Annotated in this window: 25 protein-coding genes; 23 read left to right on the top strand and 2 right to left on the bottom strand. The window is 47.1% G+C overall.

Annotated elements, in window-relative coordinates:
* The first annotated feature begins 113 nt into the window (after positions 1–113).
* From ACINLD_RS12065 to ACINLD_RS12170, 22 genes are all read left to right on the top strand, one after another.
* Positions 114–1,157 carry an L-threonylcarbamoyladenylate synthase gene (locus ACINLD_RS12065; RefSeq protein WP_410207005.1) on the top strand — a complete coding sequence of 348 codons (1,044 nt, stop codon included), beginning with the start codon at positions 114–116 and terminating at the stop codon, positions 1,155–1,157.
* A 79-nt stretch (positions 1,158–1,236) separates the two neighbouring features.
* The gene (locus tag ACINLD_RS12070) at positions 1,237–1,797 is read left to right on the top strand and encodes a manganese efflux pump MntP family protein (protein WP_410207006.1); all 561 of its coding nucleotides are present in this window, start codon (positions 1,237–1,239) and stop codon (positions 1,795–1,797) included.
* A 149-nt stretch (positions 1,798–1,946) separates the two neighbouring features.
* Positions 1,947–2,399 carry a low molecular weight protein arginine phosphatase gene (locus tag ACINLD_RS12075; RefSeq protein ID WP_026589093.1) on the top strand — a complete coding sequence of 151 codons (453 nt, stop codon included), beginning with the start codon at positions 1,947–1,949 and terminating at the stop codon, positions 2,397–2,399.
* A 122-nt stretch (positions 2,400–2,521) separates the two neighbouring features.
* Entirely contained in the window at positions 2,522–2,971 is a 450-nt protein-coding gene (gene rpiB / locus ACINLD_RS12080) for a ribose 5-phosphate isomerase B (RefSeq protein ID WP_026589092.1), read from the top strand.
* Between the two features lie 15 nt (positions 2,972–2,986).
* A complete protein-coding gene (locus ACINLD_RS12085) occupies positions 2,987–3,529 on the top strand; it encodes a TIGR01440 family protein (protein WP_077736038.1) in 543 nt (180 codons plus the stop codon).
* Between the two features lie 215 nt (positions 3,530–3,744).
* Positions 3,745–4,992 (top strand): serine hydroxymethyltransferase, encoded by a 1,248-nt coding sequence (gene glyA / locus ACINLD_RS12090; protein WP_026589090.1) that lies wholly within the window; start codon positions 3,745–3,747, stop codon positions 4,990–4,992.
* Positions 4,993–5,133: 141 nt separating this feature from the next.
* Positions 5,134–5,763, top strand: a complete 630-nt coding sequence (gene upp / locus ACINLD_RS12095; protein WP_026589089.1) for a uracil phosphoribosyltransferase — start codon at positions 5,134–5,136, stop codon at positions 5,761–5,763.
* 400 nt (positions 5,764–6,163) lie between these two features.
* On the top strand, positions 6,164–6,547 hold the full coding sequence (locus ACINLD_RS12100) for an ATP synthase subunit I (RefSeq protein WP_077736147.1): 384 nt from the start codon (positions 6,164–6,166) through the stop codon (positions 6,545–6,547).
* A 7-nt stretch (positions 6,548–6,554) separates the two neighbouring features.
* A complete protein-coding gene (atpB, locus tag ACINLD_RS12105; protein ID WP_026589087.1) occupies positions 6,555–7,289 on the top strand; it encodes a F0F1 ATP synthase subunit A in 735 nt (244 codons plus the stop codon).
* A gap of 46 nt (positions 7,290–7,335) precedes the next feature.
* Entirely contained in the window at positions 7,336–7,548 is a 213-nt protein-coding gene (gene atpE, locus ACINLD_RS12110; RefSeq protein ID WP_003186014.1) for a F0F1 ATP synthase subunit C, read from the top strand.
* Between the two features lie 169 nt (positions 7,549–7,717).
* A complete protein-coding gene (gene atpF / locus ACINLD_RS12115) occupies positions 7,718–8,236 on the top strand; it encodes a F0F1 ATP synthase subunit B (RefSeq protein ID WP_026589086.1) in 519 nt (172 codons plus the stop codon).
* The gene (locus ACINLD_RS12120; protein WP_026589085.1) at positions 8,233–8,787 is read left to right on the top strand and encodes a F0F1 ATP synthase subunit delta; all 555 of its coding nucleotides are present in this window, start codon (positions 8,233–8,235) and stop codon (positions 8,785–8,787) included. The genes atpF and ACINLD_RS12120 overlap by 4 nt, the downstream gene beginning before the upstream one ends.
* A gap of 7 nt (positions 8,788–8,794) precedes the next feature.
* Positions 8,795–10,303 (top strand): F0F1 ATP synthase subunit alpha, encoded by a 1,509-nt coding sequence (gene atpA, locus ACINLD_RS12125; RefSeq protein WP_410207007.1) that lies wholly within the window; start codon positions 8,795–8,797, stop codon positions 10,301–10,303.
* Between the two features lie 88 nt (positions 10,304–10,391).
* Positions 10,392–11,246, top strand: a complete 855-nt coding sequence (gene atpG / locus ACINLD_RS12130; protein ID WP_026589083.1) for an ATP synthase F1 subunit gamma — start codon at positions 10,392–10,394, stop codon at positions 11,244–11,246.
* Between the two features lie 25 nt (positions 11,247–11,271).
* A complete protein-coding gene (gene atpD / locus ACINLD_RS12135; RefSeq protein WP_026589082.1) occupies positions 11,272–12,693 on the top strand; it encodes a F0F1 ATP synthase subunit beta in 1,422 nt (473 codons plus the stop codon).
* A gap of 23 nt (positions 12,694–12,716) precedes the next feature.
* Entirely contained in the window at positions 12,717–13,112 is a 396-nt protein-coding gene (locus ACINLD_RS12140) for a F0F1 ATP synthase subunit epsilon (protein ID WP_026589081.1), read from the top strand.
* A 387-nt stretch (positions 13,113–13,499) separates the two neighbouring features.
* Positions 13,500–13,733: a DUF1146 family protein gene (locus tag ACINLD_RS12145; protein ID WP_026589080.1), complete on the top strand. Its 234-nt coding sequence runs from the start codon at positions 13,500–13,502 to the stop codon at positions 13,731–13,733.
* Between the two features lie 141 nt (positions 13,734–13,874).
* On the top strand, positions 13,875–14,615 hold the full coding sequence (locus tag ACINLD_RS12150; RefSeq protein ID WP_026589079.1) for a YwmB family TATA-box binding protein: 741 nt from the start codon (positions 13,875–13,877) through the stop codon (positions 14,613–14,615).
* Between the two features lie 32 nt (positions 14,616–14,647).
* Entirely contained in the window at positions 14,648–15,958 is a 1,311-nt protein-coding gene (murA, locus tag ACINLD_RS12155; RefSeq protein WP_026589078.1) for a UDP-N-acetylglucosamine 1-carboxyvinyltransferase, read from the top strand.
* A gap of 197 nt (positions 15,959–16,155) precedes the next feature.
* Positions 16,156–17,172: a stage II sporulation protein D gene (gene spoIID, locus ACINLD_RS12160; RefSeq protein WP_026589077.1), complete on the top strand. Its 1,017-nt coding sequence runs from the start codon at positions 16,156–16,158 to the stop codon at positions 17,170–17,172.
* Positions 17,173–17,476: 304 nt separating this feature from the next.
* Entirely contained in the window at positions 17,477–18,157 is a 681-nt protein-coding gene (locus ACINLD_RS12165) for a VWA domain-containing protein (RefSeq protein WP_026589076.1), read from the top strand.
* Between the two features lie 341 nt (positions 18,158–18,498).
* Positions 18,499–19,191: a VWA domain-containing protein gene (locus ACINLD_RS12170; protein WP_026589075.1), complete on the top strand. Its 693-nt coding sequence runs from the start codon at positions 18,499–18,501 to the stop codon at positions 19,189–19,191.
* 49 nt (positions 19,192–19,240) lie between these two features.
* Here ACINLD_RS12170 and ACINLD_RS12175 read toward each other — a convergent pair whose 3' ends face one another.
* Together ACINLD_RS12175 and ACINLD_RS12180 are read right to left on the bottom strand one after the other, a co-directional pair.
* Positions 19,241–21,592: an FdhF/YdeP family oxidoreductase gene (locus ACINLD_RS12175; RefSeq protein WP_409444364.1), complete on the bottom strand. Its 2,352-nt coding sequence runs from the start codon at positions 21,590–21,592 to the stop codon at positions 19,241–19,243.
* A gap of 34 nt (positions 21,593–21,626) precedes the next feature.
* Positions 21,627–22,889, bottom strand: a complete 1,263-nt coding sequence (locus ACINLD_RS12180) for an OFA family MFS transporter (RefSeq protein ID WP_026589073.1) — start codon at positions 22,887–22,889, stop codon at positions 21,627–21,629.
* Positions 22,890–23,132: 243 nt separating this feature from the next.
* On the opposite strand from ACINLD_RS12180, the gene fdhD reads away from it, so the two are divergent.
* Positions 23,133–23,924 (top strand): formate dehydrogenase accessory sulfurtransferase FdhD, encoded by a 792-nt coding sequence (gene fdhD / locus ACINLD_RS12185; protein ID WP_026589071.1) that lies wholly within the window; start codon positions 23,133–23,135, stop codon positions 23,922–23,924.
* Positions 23,925–23,931: the final 7 nt, after the last annotated feature.

Genomic DNA, 23,931 nt, shown 5'->3' on the forward strand with positions numbered 1-23,931 from the left:
TCCACAAAATGTGGACAACGCTTGTTTTCTTTTCTCTCATCTTTTATACTTTCAACAGGATTTACATGTATTTTTAACGTTTTTAGTGTTTTGTTAAGGGAGTTTTGATGTTGATGAATACAATGTTATGGACTGTGGATGCAAAAGGGGATTTGTCCACAAACTATCCACAAATTACACAAGCTGCCCGGCTGCTCCAGCAGAATGAAACGGTCGCTTTTCCGACGGAGACCGTTTACGGGCTTGGCGCAAACGCGAAAAGCACCGAGGCTGTCGCTAAAATATATGAAGCAAAAGGGCGTCCGAGCGACAATCCCCTTATTGTCCACATTGCGGATATCCAGCAGCTTGAAGAATTTGCAAAGGTGGATTCTTCTCAGGCTTCAGCCCTTATGGAGCGTTATTGGCCTGGTCCGCTGACGCTCGTTTTGCCATGCAAACAAGGCGTGTTATCCACAAGGGTGACAGCAGGGCTTGACACGGTGGCGGTCAGAATGCCCGATCATCCGGTGGCGCTTGCGTTGATTAAAGAAGCGGGCGTTCCTGTCGCTGCTCCGAGTGCGAATGTATCCGGCAAACCGAGTCCGACGAAAGCCGCGCATGTCATCCACGATTTGAACGGACGGATTGCGGGGATTGTCGACGGCGGGCCCACCGGTGTAGGGGTGGAATCAACCGTCGTGTCCTGTACAGGAGACATTCCGGTTATTTTAAGACCGGGCGGTGTAACAAAAGAACAGCTCGAAGCCGCGGCCGGCACCGTACTCATTGATCAGGGGATCACAGATGAAGAAAAGGCACCATTGTCTCCCGGGATGAAGTACACTCATTATGCTCCGGAAGCACCGCTTGCGATCGTAAACGGCACTTCGGAAGAGATCCAGCGGCTGATCGGGCAATATCAGAAAGACGGAATGAAGGTCGGGGTTCTCACCACAGAAGAACGGGCAGGCGCTTACCGGGCGGATGCCGTCCGCATCTGCGGCAGAAGAGACCGCTTGGAAACCGTTGCTGCCGGTCTGTATGATGCTCTCCGAAGCTTCGATGAAGAAAAACTCGATTACATTTTCGCGGAGTCTTTTCCTGAGGAAGGCGTGGGACGAGCGGTGATGAATCGACTGCTAAAAGCGGCGGGACATCGCGTGATCGAGGTGTAAGAAGCCCTTTCTAAACTGTTCTATCCCGCTTTGGACGTGCATAAGCTAGAAAAGCTGGCTTTGTCCAAGGGGGAATCTCATGAATGTAGACGTGTTGATCGGCGAAATCCTGACGCTGAGTATCATGGCCTTTGCACTTGGCATGGATGCTTTTTCAGTGGGACTTGGAATGGGGATGGCCAAGCTGAGAAGAAGTCAAATTTTCCAAATAGGCGTGATCATTGGGCTGTTTCATGTCATTATGCCGCTTGGCGGAATGATTGCAGGGCAGTTTCTGTCCGATGCGCTAGGTGTGCTTGCGGGATATATCGGCGGAGCGCTTTTATTGGTGCTCGGCATTCAGATGATTGCTGCATCCTTTCATAAAGACGGAGGGCAGATGATGTCTCCGCAAGGTTTCGGCTTATTCATTTTTGCCGTCGGCGTCAGTCTTGACAGCTTTTCGGTCGGCCTCAGCCTCGGACTCTACGGGTCAAAACCGTTTTTAACCATTTGCTTGTTCGGGTTGTTCAGCATGGTTTTAACATGGGCGGGGCTTTTGCTCGGAAAAAAAGTTCAATCATGGCTCGGTGCTTACAGCGAAGCGCTTGGCGGCGCGATTTTACTTAGTTTTGGGCTGAAACTGATCCTGCCTATTTAAGTCGGAGATGTGCAAGGTGTCTTTCGTGATGCCATAGAATAATGAAAACACGGAAAAAAAGAGGGGGTATCCCCTCTTTTTGATTTCTGAAGCGGATTTTATTATTTTTCGGGCAAATCCTTTATAATAAAAGAAAGGAGTGAACGACATTGAATATTTTATTTGTCTGTACAGGAAACACATGCCGCAGTCCGATGGCTGAAGCGCTCTTTAAATCTGCGGCTTCCCAAAAAAACCTGGACGTCTCCGTCAAATCTGCCGGACTGTTTGCTCCTGAAAACGGAAAAGCTTCTTTATATGCAGTCGAAGCCCTGTTTGAAAAGAATATCGCCCTGAACCATTCATCGGCTAGGCTGTCGCGGGAAAAGGTCGAATGGGCTGATCTTGTGCTGACGATGACAGAGCAGCATAAGCTTTTGGCAAGGCAGGAATATTCCGGGAGCAAAGATAAAATCTTCACGCTGAAGGAGTATATAAAAGGGGAAACCGGCGATATCGCCGATCCGTTTGGCGGCTCGCTCAGCGACTATCAAAAAACAAGGGATGAACTAGAGGGGTTATTGAAAAAACTGGCGGAAAAGCTGTCCGCAGGAGAACAGTAGAAAGCTGCTGAAGCGGTTGCAATCGAAGCGGCAGCGGGTACAATAGACTTGACCTGAAAAAGTAGTCAGAGATGCTATCAAAAAGACTCTTGGCGACACACAATACAAGGAGGAGTCATTCCATGAAAGTAATCATTGCTTCAGATCACGGCGGAGTCAACATCAGACAGGAAATTATCTCTTTAATGGACGAATTGAACATTGAATATGAAGATTTAGGGTGTGAATGCGGTTCAGGATCTGTGGATTATCCGGATTATGCTTTTCCGGTCGCGCAAAAAGTCGCAAACGGGGAAGCGGACAGAGGCATTCTAATTTGCGGAACCGGAATCGGCATGAGCATTTCAGCCAATAAAGTGAAAGGGATTCGCTGCGCTCTTGTGCACGATGTGTTCAGTGCGAAAATGACGAGAGAGCACAATGACGCAAATGTTTTGGCGATGGGTGAAAGGGTGATCGGACCGGGACTGGCCCGCGAGATTGCGAAGGTTTGGCTGACGACGGAGTTTTCGGCGGGGCGCCATGCCGTTCGCATCGGGAAAATCGCCGACTATGAAAACACACATGAATAAAGGAAGTCATGTATCATGAAAAATCTTGAACAGACGTGGCGTTCTATGTTGGAAGAGTTTCATCAAGAAGCGGGTTTGCATGACGGCCAAATGGTCGTCATCGGATGCAGCACAAGCGAGGTGGCCGGCAGACATATCGGCACTTCCGGAAGCGAGGACATCGCTAGGGTGATTTACAATGGCCTTGAAGAGCTAAAGAAAAAAACGGGCGCGGTGCTCGCTTTTCAGTGCTGTGAACATTTGAACAGGGCATTGGTCGTTGAAGAAGAGACCGCCGCCGCCCATCGCCTGCCGATTGTTTTTGCCGTACCTGTTCCGAAAGCGGGAGGCTCGATGGCTTCATATGCTTATAAACATATGAAGGCTCCGGTGCTCGTTGAACAAATAGAGGCTGACGCGGGGATCGATATAGGAGACACGTTCATCGGCATGCATTTAAAGCCTGTGGCCGTTCCCGTCCGCGTCTCGGAGAAGCAGCTCGGCGAGGCGCATGTGACGCTTGCGCGAACAAGGCCAAAATTGATTGGCGGAGTGCGGGCCGTGTATGAAGCAGATTAGAGGAGAAAGCCGGCAATCCGGCTTTTTCTTTTTTGAAATAATATTTTCAAAAAGTGATATATCGAATAATACGAATCGATTAATCTTTTAATATTCGGATTTGGTAAAAATAAAAAACGATTTTTAAAAATAATCCCTTACATTTGCATGAAAAACCGTGTACAATGAGATGGTATAATTAACGAAATGGAAACAGATAGGAGAGGATCTCGCTGATGAAACATTTACCTGCGCAAGATGAACAAGTTTTTCGCGCCATTCAAGATGAGCGGAAACGTCAACAGTCGAAGATTGAGCTGATTGCTTCCGAAAACTTTGTAAGCGAAGCTGTGATGGAAGCGCAAGGCTCCGTCTTAACAAATAAATATGCAGAAGGTTATCCCGGAAAACGCTACTATGGCGGCTGCGAATATGTAGATGTCGCCGAGGACATCGCAAGAGACCGTGCAAAGCAAATTTTCGGCGCAGAGCATGTGAATGTTCAGCCTCATTCCGGTGCGCAAGCGAACATGGCCGTGTATTTCACCATTTTGGAGCACGGAGACACCGTGCTGGGAATGAACCTTGCCCACGGCGGACATTTGACGCACGGAAGCCCTGTTAACTTCAGCGGTGTTCAATACAACTTTGTGGAATACGGCGTTGATAGAGAAACGCAATATATCGACTATGAAGATGTCCGCGAAAAAGCGCTTAAACATAAGCCGAAGCTCATCGTAGCCGGAGCGAGCGCATACCCGCGCACAATCGATTTTAAAAAGTTCCGTGAAATCGCTGACGAAGTCGGCGCGTATGTGATGGTCGACATGGCGCATATCGCCGGTCTTGTGGCTGCAGGTCTTCACCCGAATCCTGTTCCTTATTCTGACTTTGTGACAACGACTACCCATAAAACTCTGCGCGGACCGCGCGGCGGTATGATTCTTTGCCGTGAAGAGTTTGCGAAGAAAATCGATAAATCGATCTTCCCGGGTATTCAAGGAGGCCCGCTGATGCACGTCATCGCGGCAAAAGCTGTTTCCTTCGGTGAAGCTTTAAAAGACGAGTTCAAGACATATGCACAAAACGTGATCGACAACGCGAAACGCCTGGCTGAAACGCTGGCTAAAGAAGGCATTCAGCTTGTCTCAGGCGGAACAGACAACCACCTTGTACTTGTTGATTTGCGCTCTCTCGGCATCACTGGAAAAATCGCCGAAAATGTACTTGACGAAGTCGGAATCACCGTCAACAAAAACGCGATTCCGTATGATCCGGAAAAACCGTTCGTAACAAGCGGAATCCGCGTTGGTACAGCGGCGGTCACAAGCCGGGGCTTTGATCTGGAAGCGATCGAAGAAGTAGGAGCGATCATCGCGCTTGCTCTGAAAAACCATGAAGATCAGGCGAAGCTTGAAGAAGCGAAACAGCGCGTAGAAGCTTTGACAGACCGATTCCCTCTATATACTGAATTGGATTACTAAGATAAACCAGGCCGCTCCTCTGAAGGGAGCGGTTTTTTGTCATTAATTTGTAGCGGGATTTTTGTTGAAACCTGTTGAGATTTTATGTAGAATCAATAGAAGTGTGAAAAAAAGACCGTCTAAAAGGAGCTGAAACCGGATATGGGAAAAGTGTATGTGTTTGACCACCCTCTTATACAGCATAAGCTTACATATATCAGGGACGTAAAGACCGGAACGAAGGAGTTCAGGGAGCTTGTCGACGAGGTTGCAACGCTGATGGCTTTTGAAATCACGCGCGATCTTCCGCTTATGGAAGTCGATGTGGAAACGCCTGTTCAAATGGCGAAATCAAGCGTGATCGCCGGTAAAAAACTGGGGGTCGTTCCGATTCTCAGAGCAGGGCTTGGCATGGTGGACGGCATTTTGAAGCTGATCCCTGCGGCAAAAGTCGGCCATGTCGGACTTTACCGTGATCCTGAAACACTGAAGCCTGTTGAGTACTATGTCAAGCTGCCGTCCGATGTGGAAGAACGCGAATTTATCGTTGTCGATCCGATGCTGGCAACAGGGGGTTCGGCGGTTGAGGCGCTGAACAGCTTGAAGAAGCGCGGTGCGAGGAATATCCGTTTCATGTGCCTGATTGCCGCTCCGGAAGGCGTTGACGAAGTTCAGAAGCACCATCCGGACGTTGACATTTACATCGCAGCATTAGATGAAAAACTAAATGAAAAGGGATATATCGTTCCCGGTTTGGGTGATGCCGGTGACCGGATGTTCGGCACGAAATAATCAAAAGAAAATCCTTGAAAAGGGTTTTCTTTTTTTGTGATTTATTCCATAATTAAACATGTGCGTGTCTTAAATAAGGCATAATTGTGAACATTTTGTGAGAAGCTTCCTGATTATGAATAGTTTTTTAACTTTAAACAGATTGACACCTAAAGGGGGCTATTGTATGCTAAAATAGGCTATTATGATAAGGTTTTCATAGCGGTTATCATAATGACCAGTCCTCTGTTAAAATCCTTTGAAAACCCCATGTTGGCAGGCGAAAGACGGAAAACATCCCGCGTGTTTCGGGATGTGTGAAGTCTTGAGCAGAACACATTGTTCTGTGAACTGGTCAAGCCGCCTAGTTTACCGTAATCGTAAGATAGATTTCAAAATTTTTACATCAGGAGAGTATTTGATGACCGATGCGAGTCTTTCATTCCGTAGGCAACAAAAATATATGCTGTATATTTTAGCAGTCTGCGTGTTAGGCTACGGATTTTTGCCATATCAGGCGATTTTTTTAGGCTTGATTACCGGCACTGTGTTCAGCTATCTCAATCTCTGGCTGCTGACAAGAAGAATGCAGGCCTTTGACAAAGCGGTCGCGAAAGGCAAGATGATCCGCTCTCTCGGGACTGCCTCCAGATTGTGCAACGCCATCATCGCGGCGGCCATTGCTTATAAATTTCCTGAATATATTCATTTGGCAGGCGTCATTGTGGGGTTGATGACAATTTACCCTGTCATTATGATAGATTCCTTTATCCAACTAAAACGTTCATCAATGGAAGAGAGGTGAAGACCCTTTGAATCACGAATCTAGAATTGTAGAATTTTTAGGCCTCAATTTTGATTTAACAAGTATTCTAATGATTACTGTGACATGTGTCATCGTCTTTCTGATAGCGGTGCTGACCACAAGAACACTCGCGATCCGTCCGACGAAAGCCCAGAATTTTATGGAATGGATTGTCGATTTTGTTCGCAATATTATCGGCAGCACAATGGACCTTAAGGTTGGCAGAGATTTTCTCGCTCTTGGCGTGACGCTCTTGATGTACATATTTGTCGCAAATATGCTCGGCCTGCCGTTCTCCATTACAGTAGGCCATGAATTATGGTGGAAATCCCCGACAGCCGATCCGGCGGTTACATTAACTCTCGCCGTCATGGTTGTGGCCCTCACTCACTATTACGGAGTGAAAAGAAAAGGGTTGGGGGAGTATACCAAAGATTTCTTCAGACCGATTCCATATCTGGTGCCGCTTAAAATAATAGAAGAGTTTGCGAACACATTGACATTGGGATTGCGTCTTTACGGTAATATTTTCGCCGGCGAAATTTTGCTTGGCCTGCTTGCCGGACTGGCCACAAACTTCTATTCTCAAAACATTTTCCTGGGGCTTGTGGGAACCGTAGGTGCGATTGTGCCGATGATGGTATGGCAGGCGTTCAGCCTGTTCGTAGGTACAATCCAGGCATTCATTTTCACAATGCTGACAATGGTTTACATGTCCCACAAAGTGAGTCATGATCATTAAAAAAAGACATATCCAAATGGATAACAATTAAAGGAGGAACTTTTTCATGAGTTTAATAGCAGCTGCAATCGCAATTGGATTAGGTGCACTTGGTGCAGGTATTGGTAACGGATTGATCGTATCCCGTACGGTGGAAGGAATCGCTCGTCAGCCTGAGGCTGGAAAAGAATTGAGAACCCTTATGTTCATCGGGGTTGCGTTGGTTGAGGCCCTTCCGATTATCGCTGTTGTAATTGCGTTCTTAGCGTTCTTCAGCTAAAAGCGAATATAAAACTGGTAAATGGCGAAGATCACTGCAAGAGGCCTTCGCCATTGCTTTATGATTGCTTGAACTGTCATAATGGCCGGAAGTGCCCCCGTCTGCTATAGAGGGAAGTGTGCTGCCGGTCCCGGATAGATAATCTGCAAGAAGGGAGTTGGCGTATTCGATGTCTTTTATTCCACAGGTTTTGGGAGCAGGAGTCGGTTTTAACGCGGGAACGATGCTGTTCCAGCTTGTTGCCATGTTGATTTTATTAGCGCTCTTGAAGAAATACGCTTTAGGACCGCTGTTAAATATAATGAAAGAACGTGAAGACTACATCACAGGGGAAATCTCCTCTGCCGAGAAAAAGAATGAAGAAGCGAAAAAGCTCATTGAAGAGCAGCAGGCGCTTTTGAAAGAAGCACGCGAAGAATCCCATTCGCTGATTGAAAATGCGAAAAAGTTGGGTGAACAGCAAAAAGAAGAAATCATCAAGGCTGCGCGTCAGGAAGCGGAACGTATGAAAGAATCTGCAAGAAGCGAGATCGTCAAGGAAAGAGATCAGGCCGTCAGCGCGCTGCGCGAGCAGGTCGCTTCACTTTCTGTCATGATCGCTTCAAAAGTGATCGAAAAAGAACTGGACGAACAAGCCCAGGAAAAATTGATCCAGGATTACCTTAAAGAAGTAGGAGAAAGCCGATGAGTGAATCAGCTGTCTCAAAACGATACGCAGCCGCTCTGTTTGACATTGCGCTTGAATCCAAGCTGGTCGATGAAATAGAAGAAGAGCTGACCGTCATCAGGAAAATCTTTATCGATCATAAAGAACTGAATGCGGTGCTGAGTCATCCGAAAGTGCCGACGGAAAAGAAAAAGCAGGTTTTAAAAGGTGCATTCGGGTCTGTCTCGACTGCAGTGCTGCATACACTTTATCTTCTGGTCGACCGGGCGCGGACGAAGATCATCCCCGAACTCGCGGATGAGTATGTTAAAATGGCAAACCGTTCACGCCAGACGGAAGATGCCATCGTGTATTCTGTAAAACCGCTCAGTGAAGAGGAGATTGCCTCTTTTTCTGAAGTGTTTGCAAAGAAAGCCGGAGCCGCTTCATTGCGCGTCAGAAATGAAGTGAACCCGGATTTGATAGGCGGAGTGAAAATCCGCATTGGAAACCGCATATTTGACGGCAGTGTAAGCGGAAAGCTTGCCCGGATCGAGCGTCAATTAGCGGGTGAAAATCGAAAGAAGGGGTGAAACCTAAGTGAGCATCAAAGCTGAAGAAATTAGCACTCTTATTAAACAGCAAATTGAAAATTATCAGTCTGAAATAGAAGTTCACGACGTAGGTACGGTGATTCAGGTTGGTGACGGTATCGCACGCGTACACGGCCTTGATAACTGTATGGCAGGTGAGCTTGTTGAATTTTCAAACGGTGTTCTGGGCCTTGCCCAAAACCTGGAAGAATCAAACGTGGGTATCGTTATTTTGGGGCCTTTCAAAGACATCCGCGAAGGCGATGAAGTAAAAAGAACGGGCCGGATCATGGAAGTTCCCGTCGGAGAAGAGCTGCTTGGACGCGTTGTCAATCCGCTCGGCCAGCCTGTCGACGGACTCGGCCCTGTATTAACAAGCAAAACCCGTCCGATCGAAAGTCCGGCACCTGGGGTTATGGATCGTAAATCCGTTCACGAGCCGCTGCAAACGGGAATTAAACCGATCGATGCCTTGATTCCGATCGGCCGCGGCCAGCGTGAGCTGATCATCGGCGACCGTCAAACGGGGAAAACGTCGATTGCGATCGACACGATCCTGAATCAAAAAGATCAGGACATGATTTGTATTTATGTTGCGATCGGTCAGAAAGAATCAACGGTCCGCGGTGTTGTTGAAACGCTTCGCAAACACGGCGCCCTTGACTATACGATCGTTGTGACGGCTTCCGCTTCACAGCCTGCTCCTTTATTGTATCTTGCGCCATATGCAGGGGTTTCGATGGGAGAAGAATTCATGTACAACGGAAAACATGTTTTGGTTGTATATGATGACCTTTCAAAACAGGCTACGGCATATCGTGAACTGTCCTTGCTTCTTCGCCGCCCTCCAGGCCGTGAAGCATTCCCTGGAGATGTATTCTATCTTCACTCCCGTCTGCTTGAACGCGCCGCAAAACTGAGCGACGCCAAAGGCGGAGGCTCTTTAACGGCATTGCCGTTCGTAGAAACGCAAGCGGGCGACATTTCGGCGTACATTCCGACAAACGTCATCTCGATCACGGACGGTCAAATCTTCCTGCAGTCTGATCTGTTCTTCTCAGGCGTGCGTCCGGCGGTCAACCCAGGATTGTCTGTATCCCGTGTCGGAGGATCTGCGCAGATCAAAGCGATGAAGAAAGTATCAGGTACGCTTCGTCTTGATCTGGCTTCATACCGCGAGCTGGAAGCATTCGCACAGTTCGGATCGGATTTGGATAAAGCGACACAGGCGAAGCTGAACCGCGGAGCCCGTACAGTTGAAGTTCTGAAGCAGGATCTGCATAAACCGCTTCGCGTTGAAAAGCAGGTTGCGATTCTTTATGCCCTCACGAGAGGATTCCTTGATGATATTCCTGTTGAGGACATCAGACGCTTTGAAGAAGAGTTCTTTATGTACCTTGACCAAAACCATAAAGACCTTCTCGATTCAATCGCACAGTCAGGCAACCTTCCTGCAGACGAGGACATGAAGGTTGCAATCGAAGGCTTTAAACGCACGTTTGCACCAAGCAATTAAACAATAAAAGGTGAGAAAAAGAGTGTCTTTTTCTCTCTTTTTCACGTATTTCGAAGCGAATTTGAAAACAAAAAGGTGGTGAAACCTTTTGGCCTCATTACGGGATATTAAATCCAGGATTACTTCAAATAAAAAGACGAGTCAAATCACCAAAGCCCAGCAAATGGTTTCCGCTTCAAAGCTGAACCGGGCTGAGAACAATGCAAAATCGTTCGTTCCTTACATGGAGAAAATGCAGGAAGTCGTTGCGGACATTGCGCTTGGCTACTCCGGGACGCATCCGATGATGACCAGCCGTCCTGTGAAGCGGACCGGCTATCTGGTCATTACATCTGACAGGGGCTTGGCAGGAGCTTTTAATGCAAACGTTCTTCGCAAAGTGTACCAAAGGATTCAGGAGCACCATCAGTCAAAAGATGAGTATGCCGTCATCGCCATCGGCAGGATGGGACGCGATTTCTTTAAAAAACGCGGAATCCCCGTCATCTCTGAAACGACAGGGGTCAAGGATGAAGTTACATTTCCGGAAATCAGGGATTTGGCGAACAGCACGGTACAAATGTTTATCGACGAAACCTTTGATGAACTTTATATGTTCTACAATCACTATGTCAGCGCCATCTCTCAGGAGGTAACAGAGAAGAAGCTGCTGCCTTTAACAGATATTGCGCCAAACAAGAAAAGGACGTCGTTTGAATTTGAACCGGACGAAGAAGAGATTTTGGAAGTGCTCCTTCCTCAATACGCTGAAAGCTTGATTTTTGGTGCGATTCTTGACAGTAAAGCGAGTGAGCATGCCGCAAGAATGACGGCGATGAAAAATGCGACCGACAATGCGAAGGAGCTTATCGCTGATCTTGAACTGTCATACAACCGTGCCCGTCAGGCCGCGATCACACAGGAAATCACGGAAATTGTCGGCGGTGCTGCTGCCTTAGAATAGAAAAAGTTTGTCAGGAGGGATAAAGATGAAAAAAGGACGCGTTAGCCAAGTATTGGGACCGGTCGTAGACGTTCGTTTTGAAGACGGTCACTTACCTGAGATTTATAATGCGATTAAAGTTTCACATAAAGCGCAGAACGAAAATGAAGTAGATATCGAGCTCACCCTTGAAGTTGCGCTTCATTTGGGTGATGATTCCGTTCGGACGATTGCAATGGCTTCTACAGATGGTGTGACCCGCGGGATGGAAGCCATCGATCTGGGAGAGCCGATCTCTGTTCCAGTCGGAAACGCAACACTCGGACGCGTGTTTAACGTACTCGGAGAAAAGATTGATTTGGATGAGCCGATGGCGCCTGATACTCCGAAGGATCCGATTCATAGAGAGGCTCCTAAATTTGACCAGCTGTCAACAGAAGTCGAGATTTTGGAAACGGGTATCAAAGTTGTCGACTTGCTTGCACCATATATTAAAGGCGGAAAGATCGGTCTTTTTGGAGGTGCGGGAGTTGGTAAAACCGTATTGATTCAGGAGCTTATTAACAACATCGCTCAAGAGCACGGCGGTATCTCAGTGTTCGCGGGTGTTGGAGAGCGTACGCGTGAAGGTAATGACCTTTACTATGAAATGAAAGATTCCGGTGTTATCGGGAAAACAGCGATGGTATTCGGACAGATGAACGAGCCGCCTGGCGCGCGGATGCGTGTCGCGCTGACAGGTCTTACAATGGCTGAGCATTTCCGTGATAAAGAAGGCCAGGACGTATTGTTCTTTATCGATAATATCTTCCGGTTCACTCAAGCCGGTTCTGAAGTATCCGCCCTGCTTGGCCGCATGCCGTCAGCGGTTGGTTATCAGCCGACACTGGCGACAGAAATGGGTCAGCTTCAGGAACGGATTACATCAACAAATGTCGGATCTGTTACATCGATTCAGGCGATTTACGTTCCTGCGGATGACTATACTGACCCGGCTCCGGCTACAACGTTCGCTCACTTGGATGCGACGACAAACCTCGAGCGTAAGCTGTCAGAAATGGGGATTTATCCAGCGGTTGACCCGTTGGCTTCGACTTCCCGTGCGCTTGCTCCTGAAATCGTCGGAGAAGAACATTATGAAGTGGCTCGAAGCGTACAGCAAATTTTGCAGCGCTATAAAGAGCTTCAGGATATCATCGCGATTCTCGGAATGGATGAGCTTTCAGACGAGGATAAACTTGTCGTAAGCCGTGCGCGCCGCGTACAATTCTTCCTTTCGCAAAACTTCCACGTAGCTGAACAGTTTACGGGCCAAAAAGGTTCTTACGTTCCTGTCAAGGAAACGGTAAAAGGCTTTAAAGAAATCCTTGAAGGTAAGTATGATCACCTTCCAGAGGACGCTTTCCGTCTTGTCGGCCGAATTGAAGAAGTTGTCGAAAAAGCGAAAGAAATGGGTGTAGAAGTCTAATCTGGTCCTAGGAGGGTAAAAGCATGAAGACCTTAAAAGTCAATATCGTTACTCCCGACGGCCCAGTGTACGATGCGGATATCGAAATGGTAAGCGTTCGAGCAGAGAGCGGTGAGCTTGGTATTTTGCCCGGCCATATTCCGACGGTTGCTCCGCTAAAAATTGCTGCAGTCCGTCTTAAAAAAGACGGTCAAACTGAGCTGGTTGCCGTCAGCGGAGGGATAGTGGAAGTTCGCCCTGACCATGTCACCATTCTGGCCCAGACGGCAGAAACATCTGAACACATTGATAAAGAACGTGCCTTGGCTGCAAAACGGCGTGCCGAGGAACGCTTGCAAAAACAATCTCCAGATGTTGACATTCTTCGGGCAGAGCTAGCTTTAAAACGCGCGATTAATCGGTTGGAAGTAGCAAAATAAAATCCGGACCCTTCCCATATTGAAGTGTGGGACGGGTCCTTTTTTTGCTCAGGAAGCCAGAATAAATGTTGAAAAAAGTTCACAAATTGTTCATCTTTTTGGTTCGAATCTCTCTATAATCAAAATAGTAAGCTATTTTCTCTTCCAGCAAATGAGGAAGTGAGATGCATCCACTGAATCTATTCACTCCTAAAACAAACACCTCAGGCAATAGGGGATCACTACATCTGTGGAAAAAAGTACTATGCACCACCGTATTAACATCAAACATGAAAATTGGTAAAATGATTTGAAATGATCAGCATGATTCCTTATCCTTAAGCAGAAGAGACTAGGATGTGCCGGACGATTTCACCCGGCCCTCAACACAAGGAGGCGTCACCGATAATGGAAGGGATTGGACAACAGGCTGCTGTCAGTATTTTCGTTCATCTTGTTTTTATTGCGCTGACATGGTGGGCTCTTCTTTCGGTCAACATCGATCCGCTCATCAGGAAAGGGAAAATCATTCAGGCAAGGCTGTTCATGATCTTGATTACGATAGCCATCGGCTCCACTGTCAGCAACTTTTTCTTGGATTATCTTTATTATTCCAGACAGCTGCAAAATTTATTTTCCTAATCCGAACTTTTTAGGAATGGACAAAATGCGGGCTAAACCTTGAGCCTGGTCGTCCGCAATTCGTGCGGGTTGACCTTGTTTTTCCACGTATGCTTTTCCTGCGATCCGTCAACAATGGAGAGTAGGAGAGGATGATGGAAAATGAAGAAAAAACAAACGGTTTATGCCCTCATTTTTATTATGGTTTTATTTCTGATGGTTCATGTATTTCAATCGCTTCAAGCGGCGGGGAATTCGACGCTTGAGCAGCTGGCGGAAGGTTTAAACCGCCATGACGTTGTGCTTGAAGAATGGACGCTTCACACCAAAAAACAGCTGTCTTTGACTGAAGATGATTTTTTTGCAAAAGTGAAACATTTCAAACAACAATATCGACAGTATGAATGGACTGTAACAAAAGAAAGCAACACATTAAAAGCGACAGGTATTCATACCGACAGGAAAAACCGAATCAGATCGAAAATATATTTGACGGCTACCCACACAAAACAAAGACTAGTTTCGTATTTATTATATGAGCAAAAAGGCGCGGGATCACGGGAAAACTGGAATCATACATATAAGCAGTTTGAACGGAATGCATTCGACATAATGCGAGAAAAGACCGCAATTTTTACTTGTCTAAAGGGCTATTTAAATGGTATGATGAATGTTGTTTTGCAAAAAAAAGCAAAAGAACTTGTCAATGAATTTAACGCAAAGTCAGTTGAAGATTTAATTGAACCAAATTTCGTATCTGTTTCTGCCTATACTAACGAGTGGAAAGAATCCATCCAGACAGAAAAACATCAAATGAACTTGCAAGTCTCGCTTAGAAATGCGGGAATGGGCGAAAAACTTACCGTCACGGTTGGCACACCAATCGTCACGACTGAATATTAATATAGAGAAATTGGGACGCGGAGGGGAATACCTTGGAAAAAATCATCGTCCGCGGCGGTCGAAAGTTAAACGGCACAGTCAAAGTTGAAGGAGCAAAAAATGCCGTTTTACCTGTTATCGCTGCATCTTTATTAGCCAGTGAAGAAAAAAGCGTAATATGTGATGTGCCTACGCTCTCCGATGTATATACGATTAACGAAGTGTTACGTCATCTAGGCGCAGATGTACATTTTGAGAATAATACAGTAACGGTTGATGCATCTCGCACATTGTCAACTGAGGCTCCGTTTGAATATGTCCGAAAAATGCGCGCATCTGTATTGGTGATGGGCCCGCTGCTTGCTCGTACCGGCCATTCAAGAGTAGCTCTGCCGGGAGGATGTGCGATCGGCTCGAGACCGATTGATCAGCATCTCAAAGGCTTTGAGGCAATGGGGGCAAAAATCAAGGTCGGCAACGGCTTTATTGAAGCGATTGTGGAAGGACGTCTTCAAGGAGCGAAGATTTATCTTGATTTCCCTAGTGTCGGAGCGACTGAAAACTTGATTATGGCAGCGGCTCTGGCGGAAGGTACGACAACGCTGGAAAACGTTGCGAAAGAGCCGGAAATCGTTGATTTGGCTAATTATATCAACGCAATGGGCGGTAAAATTCGGGGTGCCGGTACAGGCACCATTAAAATTGAAGGTGTTAAAACGCTTCACGGCGCCAAACATACCATTATTCCTGACCGGATTGAGGCGGGAACTTTTATGGTTGCGGCGGCGATTACCCAAGGGAACGTATTGGTGCAAGGGGCTGTTCCCGAGCATTTAACATCTTTAATTGCCAAAATGGAAGAAATGGGCGTTCAAATTTTGGAAGAAGCAGACGGTCTGCGGATTATCGGCCCTGCTAAATTAAAAGCGATCGATTTAAAAACGATGCCTCATCCAGGTTTCCCGACTGATATGCAGTCACAGATGATGGCACTTTTAATGCGCGCAAATGGAACCAGCATGATCACAGAAACCGTATTCGAAAACCGTTTCATGCATGCGGAGGAGTTTCGCCGTATGAATGGAGACATTAAAATTGAAGGGCGTTCTGTCATCATTAACGGTCCTGTGCAGCTTCAAGGCGCTGAAGTGGCCGCAACCGACCTGCGGGCTGGTGCAGCTCTGATTTTGGCTGGCCTTGTCGCAGACGGTCATACAAGGGTGACAGAATTAAAGCACTTGGATCGCGGATATGTCAACTTCCATCAAAAACTTGCAAGCCTTGGCGCTGATATCGAACGCGTAAACGATGAAGAAGCAGCCCGCCTTGAAAGCAAAGAAGTTGTATCAGATTTAAACGCATAAACGTAACGAAATCAGTATGTCATACGACATGCTGATTTTTTATTTATCAAGCATTCTATACCAAGTTGTCTTTCATATCTATCATTGTGCACAAAAACAGCTTGAAATATACATGTGTTCTGTTAAAAAGTACAGTCATAATAGCTTGTCTGCGCCCATAAAATGAAAGGGACAAAACAGAAATGGGGGCAGCTAATTTGAAACAGCTATTGATTGTACTAGCAGGCATATGCATGCTGATTTTACTCGTACCAACCCTGCTTGTTCTTCCTTTTAAAGGAGAGTCCGGGACGCAAATCTCAGAGAGGCAGACTGAACAAAAAGAGGAAAAGAAGACAGCAATATTAAAAGAGTCTCCCGTTTCGATTCCGGTCTATAGAACGGCTGACCGGAAAGTAGAAGACATTCCGTTAGAAGAGTATGTCATGGGGGTTGTCGCCTCAGAAATGCCGGCTGATTTTAACATCGAAGCTTTAAAAGCACAGGCGCTTGCAGCCCGCACTTACATCGTCAGACAGATGGTATCGGATCAGGCTGTGCAGCCGCCTAAAGGCTCGCTTGTCGATGATAGCCAGATGTTCCAGGTGTATAAAAGCAAATCAGAGCTTCGGCAAATTTGGAAAGAGGATTATGACTGGAAGATAAAGAAGGTGACCGAAGCCGTTGCCAGCACACAAGGCAAAATTTTAACCTACAATCATAAGCCGATTGACGCATCGTTTTTTTCCACAAGCAATGGCTATACTGAAAATGCCGAAGCCTATTGGACAAGTGATATTCCGTATCTGAAAAGCGTAAAAAGTGCCTGGGACCGCAAATCCCCTAAGTTTTTAAACCATAAGACCTTTACGGTGGCGGAGTTCGAACAAAAGCTCGGTGTCCAGCTCTCGGATTCCAACAGCATCGGGGAAATCACCGGTCGGACGCCCGGAAAACGCGTGGCAAACGTCGTGATCAACGGGAAGAAAATAGAGGGAAGAGACGTTAGGGAAAAACTCGGGCTTCAGTCGGCCGATTTTGAATGGAAGCGCAAAGGGAACCAGATCATCGTGACAACGCGGGGCTATGGCCACGGAGTGGGGATGAGCCAATACGGAGCCCATTATATGGCGCAGGAAGGAAAGAAAGCGGAAGACATCGTCAAATATTATTACCAAGGCACGGCTATTTCCAACGCTGACAAGTTTTTAAATAAATACATGGCGAAAAAATAAAAGGCGCTTCCCCTGGGAGCGTTTTTTTAGTTGGCATATATGTCATCATCATGAACGCTTTTGACATGGGCAGCTTCATACAAATATTTCAAAATAATATGCCGAAGGGGCTGATAAACAGTGTCCAAAGACCGTTAATCTGCCGTCTGCTTGTGCTCAATCAGGTGTTAATAACCATTTCAAGAAATTGTTGTGTGCGGAAATGAATGACAAGGAAAAGGAGACATGCCCTATTTATTTCTGTCCAGTGTTCTTCTACGATAATAATGTGTTGACGACTTTATCATGAAAGGGGAAAGGGAGAATGAAGAAGAAACTGACAATTGGTATTTTGACAGCCATGGTGTTAAGCTTGGGAACACCTGCTTTCGCTGCGGAAAAGAAGCAGGAAGCAAGTGCTCCAAACATTGCGATCATGCTTGATGCGAGCGGCAGCATGGCGAAAAAAATCAACGGGGTTTCAAAATATGAGCTTGCCAAAAATGAAGCGTTCAGCTTCGGCTCAAAGCTTGAAAACGCAAATGTGCTCATGCGGGTTTTCGGTTCAGAGGGAAACAATAAAAACTCTGGCAAAGTGCAGTCCTGCAATGCCATCAGAGGTGTGTACGGCTTCCAAACATATGATGAGCAAAGCTTCCGCAATTCGTTAAACGGAATCGGACCAACGGGCTGGACACCGATTGCAAATGCCCTTCAAGATGCGAAAAATGCTTTTGACCAGCTGGACAATAACGGCAAAAACGTTGTTTATCTGCTGACAGATGGTGAAGAAACATGCGGCGGAAATCCGGTAAAAGTAGCAACAGAATTGCGCAAATCAGATCGTGACACAGTCGTCAATGTCATCGGCTTCGATTATGAAGGAGATTTCCATGGACAGTTGACAAGCATCGCAAAAGCTGGCGGCGGGGAGTATTTCCAAGCCAAAACCAGAAACGACATTCAAAAGATCTTTACCCAGGAAGCGGCCGAGCTTACTAAATAAAGTGGAAAAAGCTGCGGAAACAAATCCGCAGCCCGCTTTTAAAATGCCGGTGAAGCACGTTACAAATGTTAAGTTATGATGTCAGAACGATGAACCCCTCTGCGTCCTTTGGAGGGGTTATTTGCTGAGCTCTGTGTTTTATTGGGAAGATCATGCCCTTTTTAGCGGACTTTTTTGATAGGACCTAAGGGGAACTGCCGTTCTATCAGCGCACAGAATATGAATAATTTGTGAATTTGAAAGGGAGAGTCGGCCTATTTATTTCTACCATGTCTTCTTTTACGATGTTGGTGGACAGGAACAGCCGGTCCAAAAACAAGAGGGAAAGGAAAGTGATCATGATGAAAAAAAGGTTGACTTTGCTGACGACGTTCACCATGCTTCTGTCATTGACGCCGGCGGCTTTCGCAGCCGAAAACGGCAATACTCAAGATAGCGGCAAAAAGGATGTCAATGTCGCCGTGGTTCTTGATGCAAGCGGAAGTATGGCGCAAAGAATTGAGGGAGAGAAAAAATTCGACATTGCCACAGAATCAGTCACCGACTTCGCTGATCTGCTTCCTAGCGATGCGAATGTCATGCTCAATGTCTTCGGTCATAAAGGCAATAATAAAAACTCCGGAAAAGAAGTGTCATGCGGAACGACTGAAACGATCTATGATTTGCAGCCGTTCTCAGCAAACGCTTTCCAGGATTCTTTAAGCGGCATCAAACCTACCGGATGGTCTCCGATTGCCAAATCCCTTTATGATGTAAAAGCAGACCTTGCGGATAAAGACGGCAAAAATTATGTTTACATCGTGACGGATGGTGAAGAAACTTGCGGGGGAGACCCTGTAAAAGCGGCAAAAGATCTCCGTGAATCAAATATTAAAACAATCGTGAACATCGTCGGTTTAGATGTGAAAACGGTAAAAGAAAAAGAAAAGCTGAAAAATGTAGCGAAAGCCGGAGGCGGCAAACTGATTGAGGCTGAATCAGCAAATGAGTTTAAAAACGTGTGGAAAGAAGAAGGCGTCAAAATGTCCAAGTAATTCCGCATGAAATAAGAGACGGCGCTATACCCGCCGTCTCCCATCTCATTTAATCGGTCGTCATTTCAAGCTCTTCAATCCGCTTCTCTTTATAGCGGCTGTCTTTTCTTGAATGGAAGATTTCCGCCTTTTCAATCATGACCATTGTATTGTACTCCGGAATTTTGGCATTGTTTTCATAAACACCTTTCGGAATCAAGACATTTCCTTCAGGCCAGTAAACCGCTGTATTACCGCGCTTCACGTTGGCAAATTTCGCCCGCCCCTGAAAGGTTCCGAAGCGGTTGAACAGGACGATGGCTTCTCCATTCTGAATAAAGAGATCCTCTGCATCCTTTTCATTGATCATCACATCATAGCGGTCCGCGGCATTGAACGGATCTTTTTCACTATAAATCATCGAATTAAATTGTTTTCCCCGCCTTGTCGTCACTCGAAACTGCCCTTCTGTTCGCCTGTTTTCCGGAAGCTCGACAGGAATCAGCTGTCCTTTTCCGTCGGCTGTCGGACAAATGCCCCCTTCACAAAGCCATGCCCCGCCCCATTGAAAGACATCCCCGCGATGTTTCAGATGCTGTATACCGTCATATTGCCGGTTGGCTTGAGCGATTTCCTCGCGGATGGCCGCGGCGTTTGGAAAATCGATCAGTTCTTTCGCTTCAGGACGGACGCGCTTGGCAAGATCAACATAAATAGCCCATTCCGGCCGGGCTTCAGCGATACGCGGCCCTTTAATCTCAGGACTGAAATAGACCATTCGTTCTGTGCTTGTCGAGGTGCCGCCGCCAGGCTGTTCATACCTCGTCATGGCCGGAAGCACAATGACTTCCTCTTTTGCATCGACAAGTGTTGATGTATTGAAAATGATATCCTGGTGAACCCTCAGTTCGACTTCCTGCAATGCTTTCTCGATAAAATCCGGATTCGGCATCGTTTCTAAAAAATTGCCGCCGCTCGTATAAAAAACCTTTACTTTGTTTCGGCTTTCATCAGGGAGAAGCATGTTTTCAATCGTTTGGCCGATCGTGTCGCCCTGCCATTTCGGAATGTCAAAACCCCAAAGTTTCTCAAGGCGGGCCGCATTCTCTTCATCAAACTCACCGCCGGGAAGAACGAAAGGATCGGCTCCCATTTCACCGGATCCCTGCACACCGCTGTGGCCTCTAATCGGCATGACGCCGCAATGTGTTCTGCCGATGAATCCTTGCAAGAGCGCGAGATTCGCCACTTGGGAAATGTTGTCTGTCGCAAAGCGGTGCTGGGTGAGCCCCATGCTCCAAATCAAGACGCCGGTTTTGGCTTTTGCAAGCAGTACGGCAAACTCTTTCATTCTTTCCTTCGATAAGCCGGACGATGCTTCAAGCTCTTCCCATCGTTGCTTTGCGATATGCTGCTTCAGCTCTCTGAAGCCGTTTGTGTGTGCATCGATGAAGGCGCGGTCTATGGCTGAACCGGGGTTTTCCCGCTCCATGTCAAACCAGTGCTTCATCACACCGTTCATAAAGGCAATATCACCGCCGATATTGACCTGATATACGTCATCAGCGATTTTCGTGCCGAAAAGTGCGCTTTCAGCTATCGATGGAATCCAATAATTTTCCATGGCCGGTTCTTTGTACGGGTTGATCATAATGATTTTCGTGCCCGCTTTTTTGGCGGCGTACATATATTTTGTCGATACAGGCTGGTTATTGGCGGCGACAGAACCCCAAAACACGAGGACATCCGTCCCGATCCAGTCGCGGTAGCTGCAGCTGGAGGCGCCGATTCCAAGCGACCTTTTTAATGCCGTTTTGCTTGGTGAGTGGCAAATCCGCGACGCATTGTCAATGTTGTTCGTACCGATAAAGCGGGCCGCTTTTCCCGCTGTGTAATAGACTTCATTCGTGATGCCCCGGGCGGTTAAGTAAAAGGCGAGCTGCCTTTTATCAATCGACTTGATTTTGTCGGCAATTCGGCTGAGCGCGTCATCCCAAGAGATTCTCGTAAATGTGGATGCGCCTTTTTTTCTTGATAATGGATAAGGGATGCGCCCAAGTTTTCTGAGTTCTGTGCTGTCCAGCTTGCGAAGCTGTTCGATATCGGCCGACAGCCATTTCCCCTCAATCTCCGGCATTGTGTTCAGGCGCAGCACATTCAGCCTCGTCGTACAGAGGTGGGGGCCTGTGAGCGTTTGGTCGCGCAAGCCTGAGACGCCCAGCGCACAGCCGTCGCAAACGCCCTCTGTCAAAATTCTGTAGGCATATGTCAAGTTGTCTTTATTATCCCAGGCGGCTTTCATCGTATCTCTGATATGCTTTGGTTTTACCTTGCCGAGACCCATCGGCGCCCAGGATGCCCAGAGTTTTGGCGCCGGTTTTTTATTTAATTTCATTGGACCTTGGTGCTTCGTTTTTCCCATTTACACCGCTCTCCTTTCCGGCTTTATAAGTGCATTATCCCTTTGCTGAACTTGAGATTTGGACCGCTGCTCTTTTTCTCAATTGCTTCATATCCGCCCTGATGAAAAACGAGAGGAGCAGTCCGATGCCGAACAGGACGGAAAAAACCGTCAGACTTTGGCTGTAGCTTCCCGTTACATCGCGAATCCAAGATGAGAACATCGGCCCCACAAGTCCGGCTGCCGCCCACGCTGTTAACATGTATCCGTGGATGGCGCCGAGCTGCTTTGTCCCGAATAAATCGCCGATATATGCCGGAATGGCGGCAAAGCCGCCTCCATAGCACGTATAGATCAGCGCCATCAAGCCAGAGAAGATGACTGGATCTGCAACAAACGGCAGCAGCGGAAAAGCAATAAGCTGAATGGCGAAAAAGACGGTATACGTATTCGGCCGTCCGATATAATCCGATGCGGAAGCCCAGCCGATGCGTCCGAAGCCGTTAAACGCACCCAAAATGCCAACGAGCGCGGCGGCTCCGGCTGCGGAAAAACCCGCGCTTTCCTGGGAGAGCGGAGATGCGATCGAAATGATGGCAATTCCGCACGTGACATTAATGAAAAGCATAAGCCATAAATAATAAAACCGTTTCGTCTTAATGGCCTCGTTTGCCGTCAGCTGCGATAAATCCAGATGACGGACCGTCCTTCCTGCTGCGGGAGAATACCCTTTCGGCACCCAGCCTTCTTCAGGAGGAGCAAGGTAAACGGAAGAGAGCATCATCACCGCAAAATAGCAGATACCGAGAATAAAGAACGTGTTGGAAATCCCGGTATGGCTGATCAAAAGCTGAATAATCGGGCTGCTGATCAAAGCCGCAAAGCCAAATCCCATGATGGCCAGCCCCGTAGCCAGGCCGCGGCGGTCCGGAAACCATTTCACAAGCGAAGAGACAGGCGTAATATAGCCGACACCGAGGCCGATGCCGCCAAAAACGCCATAAAACAAATAGAGCAGCGGAAGGGAGCCGAGCTGAACGGCGACCCCGGAAAAGGTCACACCGATACCGAAGAAAAACGCCGCGAGCATACCGGCTTTTTTGGGGCCGTGTTTTTCAACGAAATGTCCTAAAAATGCGGCTGAAAGGCCGAGAAATAAAATCGCGATGCTGAACGTCAGACTGATTTGGCTCAGGCTCCAGCCGAATTGGTCTGCAAGCGGATTTGTAAACACGCTCCATGCATACACAGACCCGATGGATAAATGGATTCCGACCGCACAAAGAGCGATGAGCCACCTGTTTTTTGTTTTTTTCATGTCAGGTCCTCCTGTGGAAATGAAAAAACTGTTTGTAAAACGGAAGCTGGTTGAGGAGTTTGGGAGCAGTGATTGGCGCATATCGATAGAAAAGTGTCTATTTTGTGAATTTTTAAAAATAATATCATATTTTCAAACTATCAACAAGATGAAGCTTCCAAATTTGACCTGGGAGTTGTGAAGTATCATGATAGACGAGTATAGTAATAAATAATGAAAGATATAAAAGGGGCTGGGTTACCAATGGGGAAAAACATCACAACAAGCCGCAGCGTTTTCCGGTATGATCATGGAGAGCTTGTGCAGCGAGAGGATCAGATGGCGACAGAGTACCCCTTGACTGTAATGGTGAACGGCGAAGAGTTCGTCACACTGGTTTGTTCGCCGGACAGCCTGGAAGAACTTGTGATTGGATTTCTGGCATCCGAAGGGGTTATCCGATTTAAAAAAGAGATTAAAAGGTTTACAATAGACGAAAGTCTTGGTTTCGCATATGTCGATCTTGTCAGCTCAAATCAGCTTCGGCTTCAAGATTACACGAAGCGGGTGATTGGGTCCTGCTGCGGGAAAGGGCGGCATTTTTATTTCCAGCAGGATGTCAAAACGGCGAAAACCGCCCTTCATTATGTAACGATCAAACCTGAAAACTGTTTGGCGCTTATGCGTGACATGCAGAAAAACAGCAAGCTTTTTCAGCATACGGGAGGCGTTCACAACGCCGCTTTGTGCACCCCAGACAAAATGATCGCGACGAGGTCTGATATTGGAAGGCACAATGCGCTGGATAAATTGTACGGATTTTGTTTATTGCATCAGGTTCCGGTCCGGGACAAGCTGATCGTATTCAGCGGCCGAATCTCGTCTGAAGTGCTGCTAAAAGCGGCAAAAATCGGCGTCTCTGCGGTCATTTCCAAGTCCGCACCGACCGAGCTTGCCATTCAGATGGCCGAGGAGCTGAATATCATGATGATTGGTTTTGCGAGGAACCAGTCATTTAATGTATATACACATCACGAGCGAATACGACTCTCGTAAAAGGAGG

Origin of the sequence: Bacillus sp. z60-11, assembly GCF_046464135.1 — a bacterium.
GTDB classification, from domain to species: domain Bacteria; phylum Bacillota; class Bacilli; order Bacillales; family Bacillaceae; genus Bacillus; species Bacillus sonorensis_A.

What these genes read in the sequence shown, in the direction of transcription:
- ACINLD_RS12065 (WP_410207005.1), top strand. Translation starts at nt 114, where the DNA reads ATGAATACAATGTTATGGACTGTGGATGCAAAAGGGGATTTGTCCACA.
- ACINLD_RS12070 (WP_410207006.1), top strand. Translation starts at nt 1,237, where the DNA reads ATGAATGTAGACGTGTTGATCGGCGAAATCCTGACGCTGAGTATCATG.
- rpiB (WP_026589092.1), top strand. Translation starts at nt 2,522, where the DNA reads ATGAAAGTAATCATTGCTTCAGATCACGGCGGAGTCAACATCAGACAG.
- ACINLD_RS12085 (WP_077736038.1), top strand. Translation starts at nt 2,987, where the DNA reads ATGAAAAATCTTGAACAGACGTGGCGTTCTATGTTGGAAGAGTTTCAT.
- glyA (WP_026589090.1), top strand. Translation starts at nt 3,745, where the DNA reads ATGAAACATTTACCTGCGCAAGATGAACAAGTTTTTCGCGCCATTCAA.
- upp (WP_026589089.1), top strand. Translation starts at nt 5,134, where the DNA reads ATGGGAAAAGTGTATGTGTTTGACCACCCTCTTATACAGCATAAGCTT.
- ACINLD_RS12100 (WP_077736147.1), top strand. Translation starts at nt 6,164, where the DNA reads ATGACCGATGCGAGTCTTTCATTCCGTAGGCAACAAAAATATATGCTG.
- atpE (WP_003186014.1), top strand. Translation starts at nt 7,336, where the DNA reads ATGAGTTTAATAGCAGCTGCAATCGCAATTGGATTAGGTGCACTTGGT.
- atpF (WP_026589086.1), top strand. Translation starts at nt 7,718, where the DNA reads ATGTCTTTTATTCCACAGGTTTTGGGAGCAGGAGTCGGTTTTAACGCG.
- ACINLD_RS12120 (WP_026589085.1), top strand. Translation starts at nt 8,233, where the DNA reads ATGAGTGAATCAGCTGTCTCAAAACGATACGCAGCCGCTCTGTTTGAC.
- atpD (WP_026589082.1), top strand. Translation starts at nt 11,272, where the DNA reads ATGAAAAAAGGACGCGTTAGCCAAGTATTGGGACCGGTCGTAGACGTT.
- ACINLD_RS12140 (WP_026589081.1), top strand. Translation starts at nt 12,717, where the DNA reads ATGAAGACCTTAAAAGTCAATATCGTTACTCCCGACGGCCCAGTGTAC.
- ACINLD_RS12145 (WP_026589080.1), top strand. Translation starts at nt 13,500, where the DNA reads ATGGAAGGGATTGGACAACAGGCTGCTGTCAGTATTTTCGTTCATCTT.
- ACINLD_RS12150 (WP_026589079.1), top strand. Translation starts at nt 13,875, where the DNA reads ATGAAGAAAAAACAAACGGTTTATGCCCTCATTTTTATTATGGTTTTA.
- ACINLD_RS12165 (WP_026589076.1), top strand. Translation starts at nt 17,477, where the DNA reads ATGAAGAAGAAACTGACAATTGGTATTTTGACAGCCATGGTGTTAAGC.
- ACINLD_RS12170 (WP_026589075.1), top strand. Translation starts at nt 18,499, where the DNA reads ATGAAAAAAAGGTTGACTTTGCTGACGACGTTCACCATGCTTCTGTCA.
- ACINLD_RS12175 (WP_409444364.1), bottom strand. Translation starts at nt 21,592, where the DNA reads ATGGGAAAAACGAAGCACCAAGGTCCAATGAAATTAAATAAAAAACCG.
- ACINLD_RS12180 (WP_026589073.1), bottom strand. Translation starts at nt 22,889, where the DNA reads ATGAAAAAAACAAAAAACAGGTGGCTCATCGCTCTTTGTGCGGTCGGA.
- fdhD (WP_026589071.1), top strand. Translation starts at nt 23,133, where the DNA reads ATGGGGAAAAACATCACAACAAGCCGCAGCGTTTTCCGGTATGATCAT.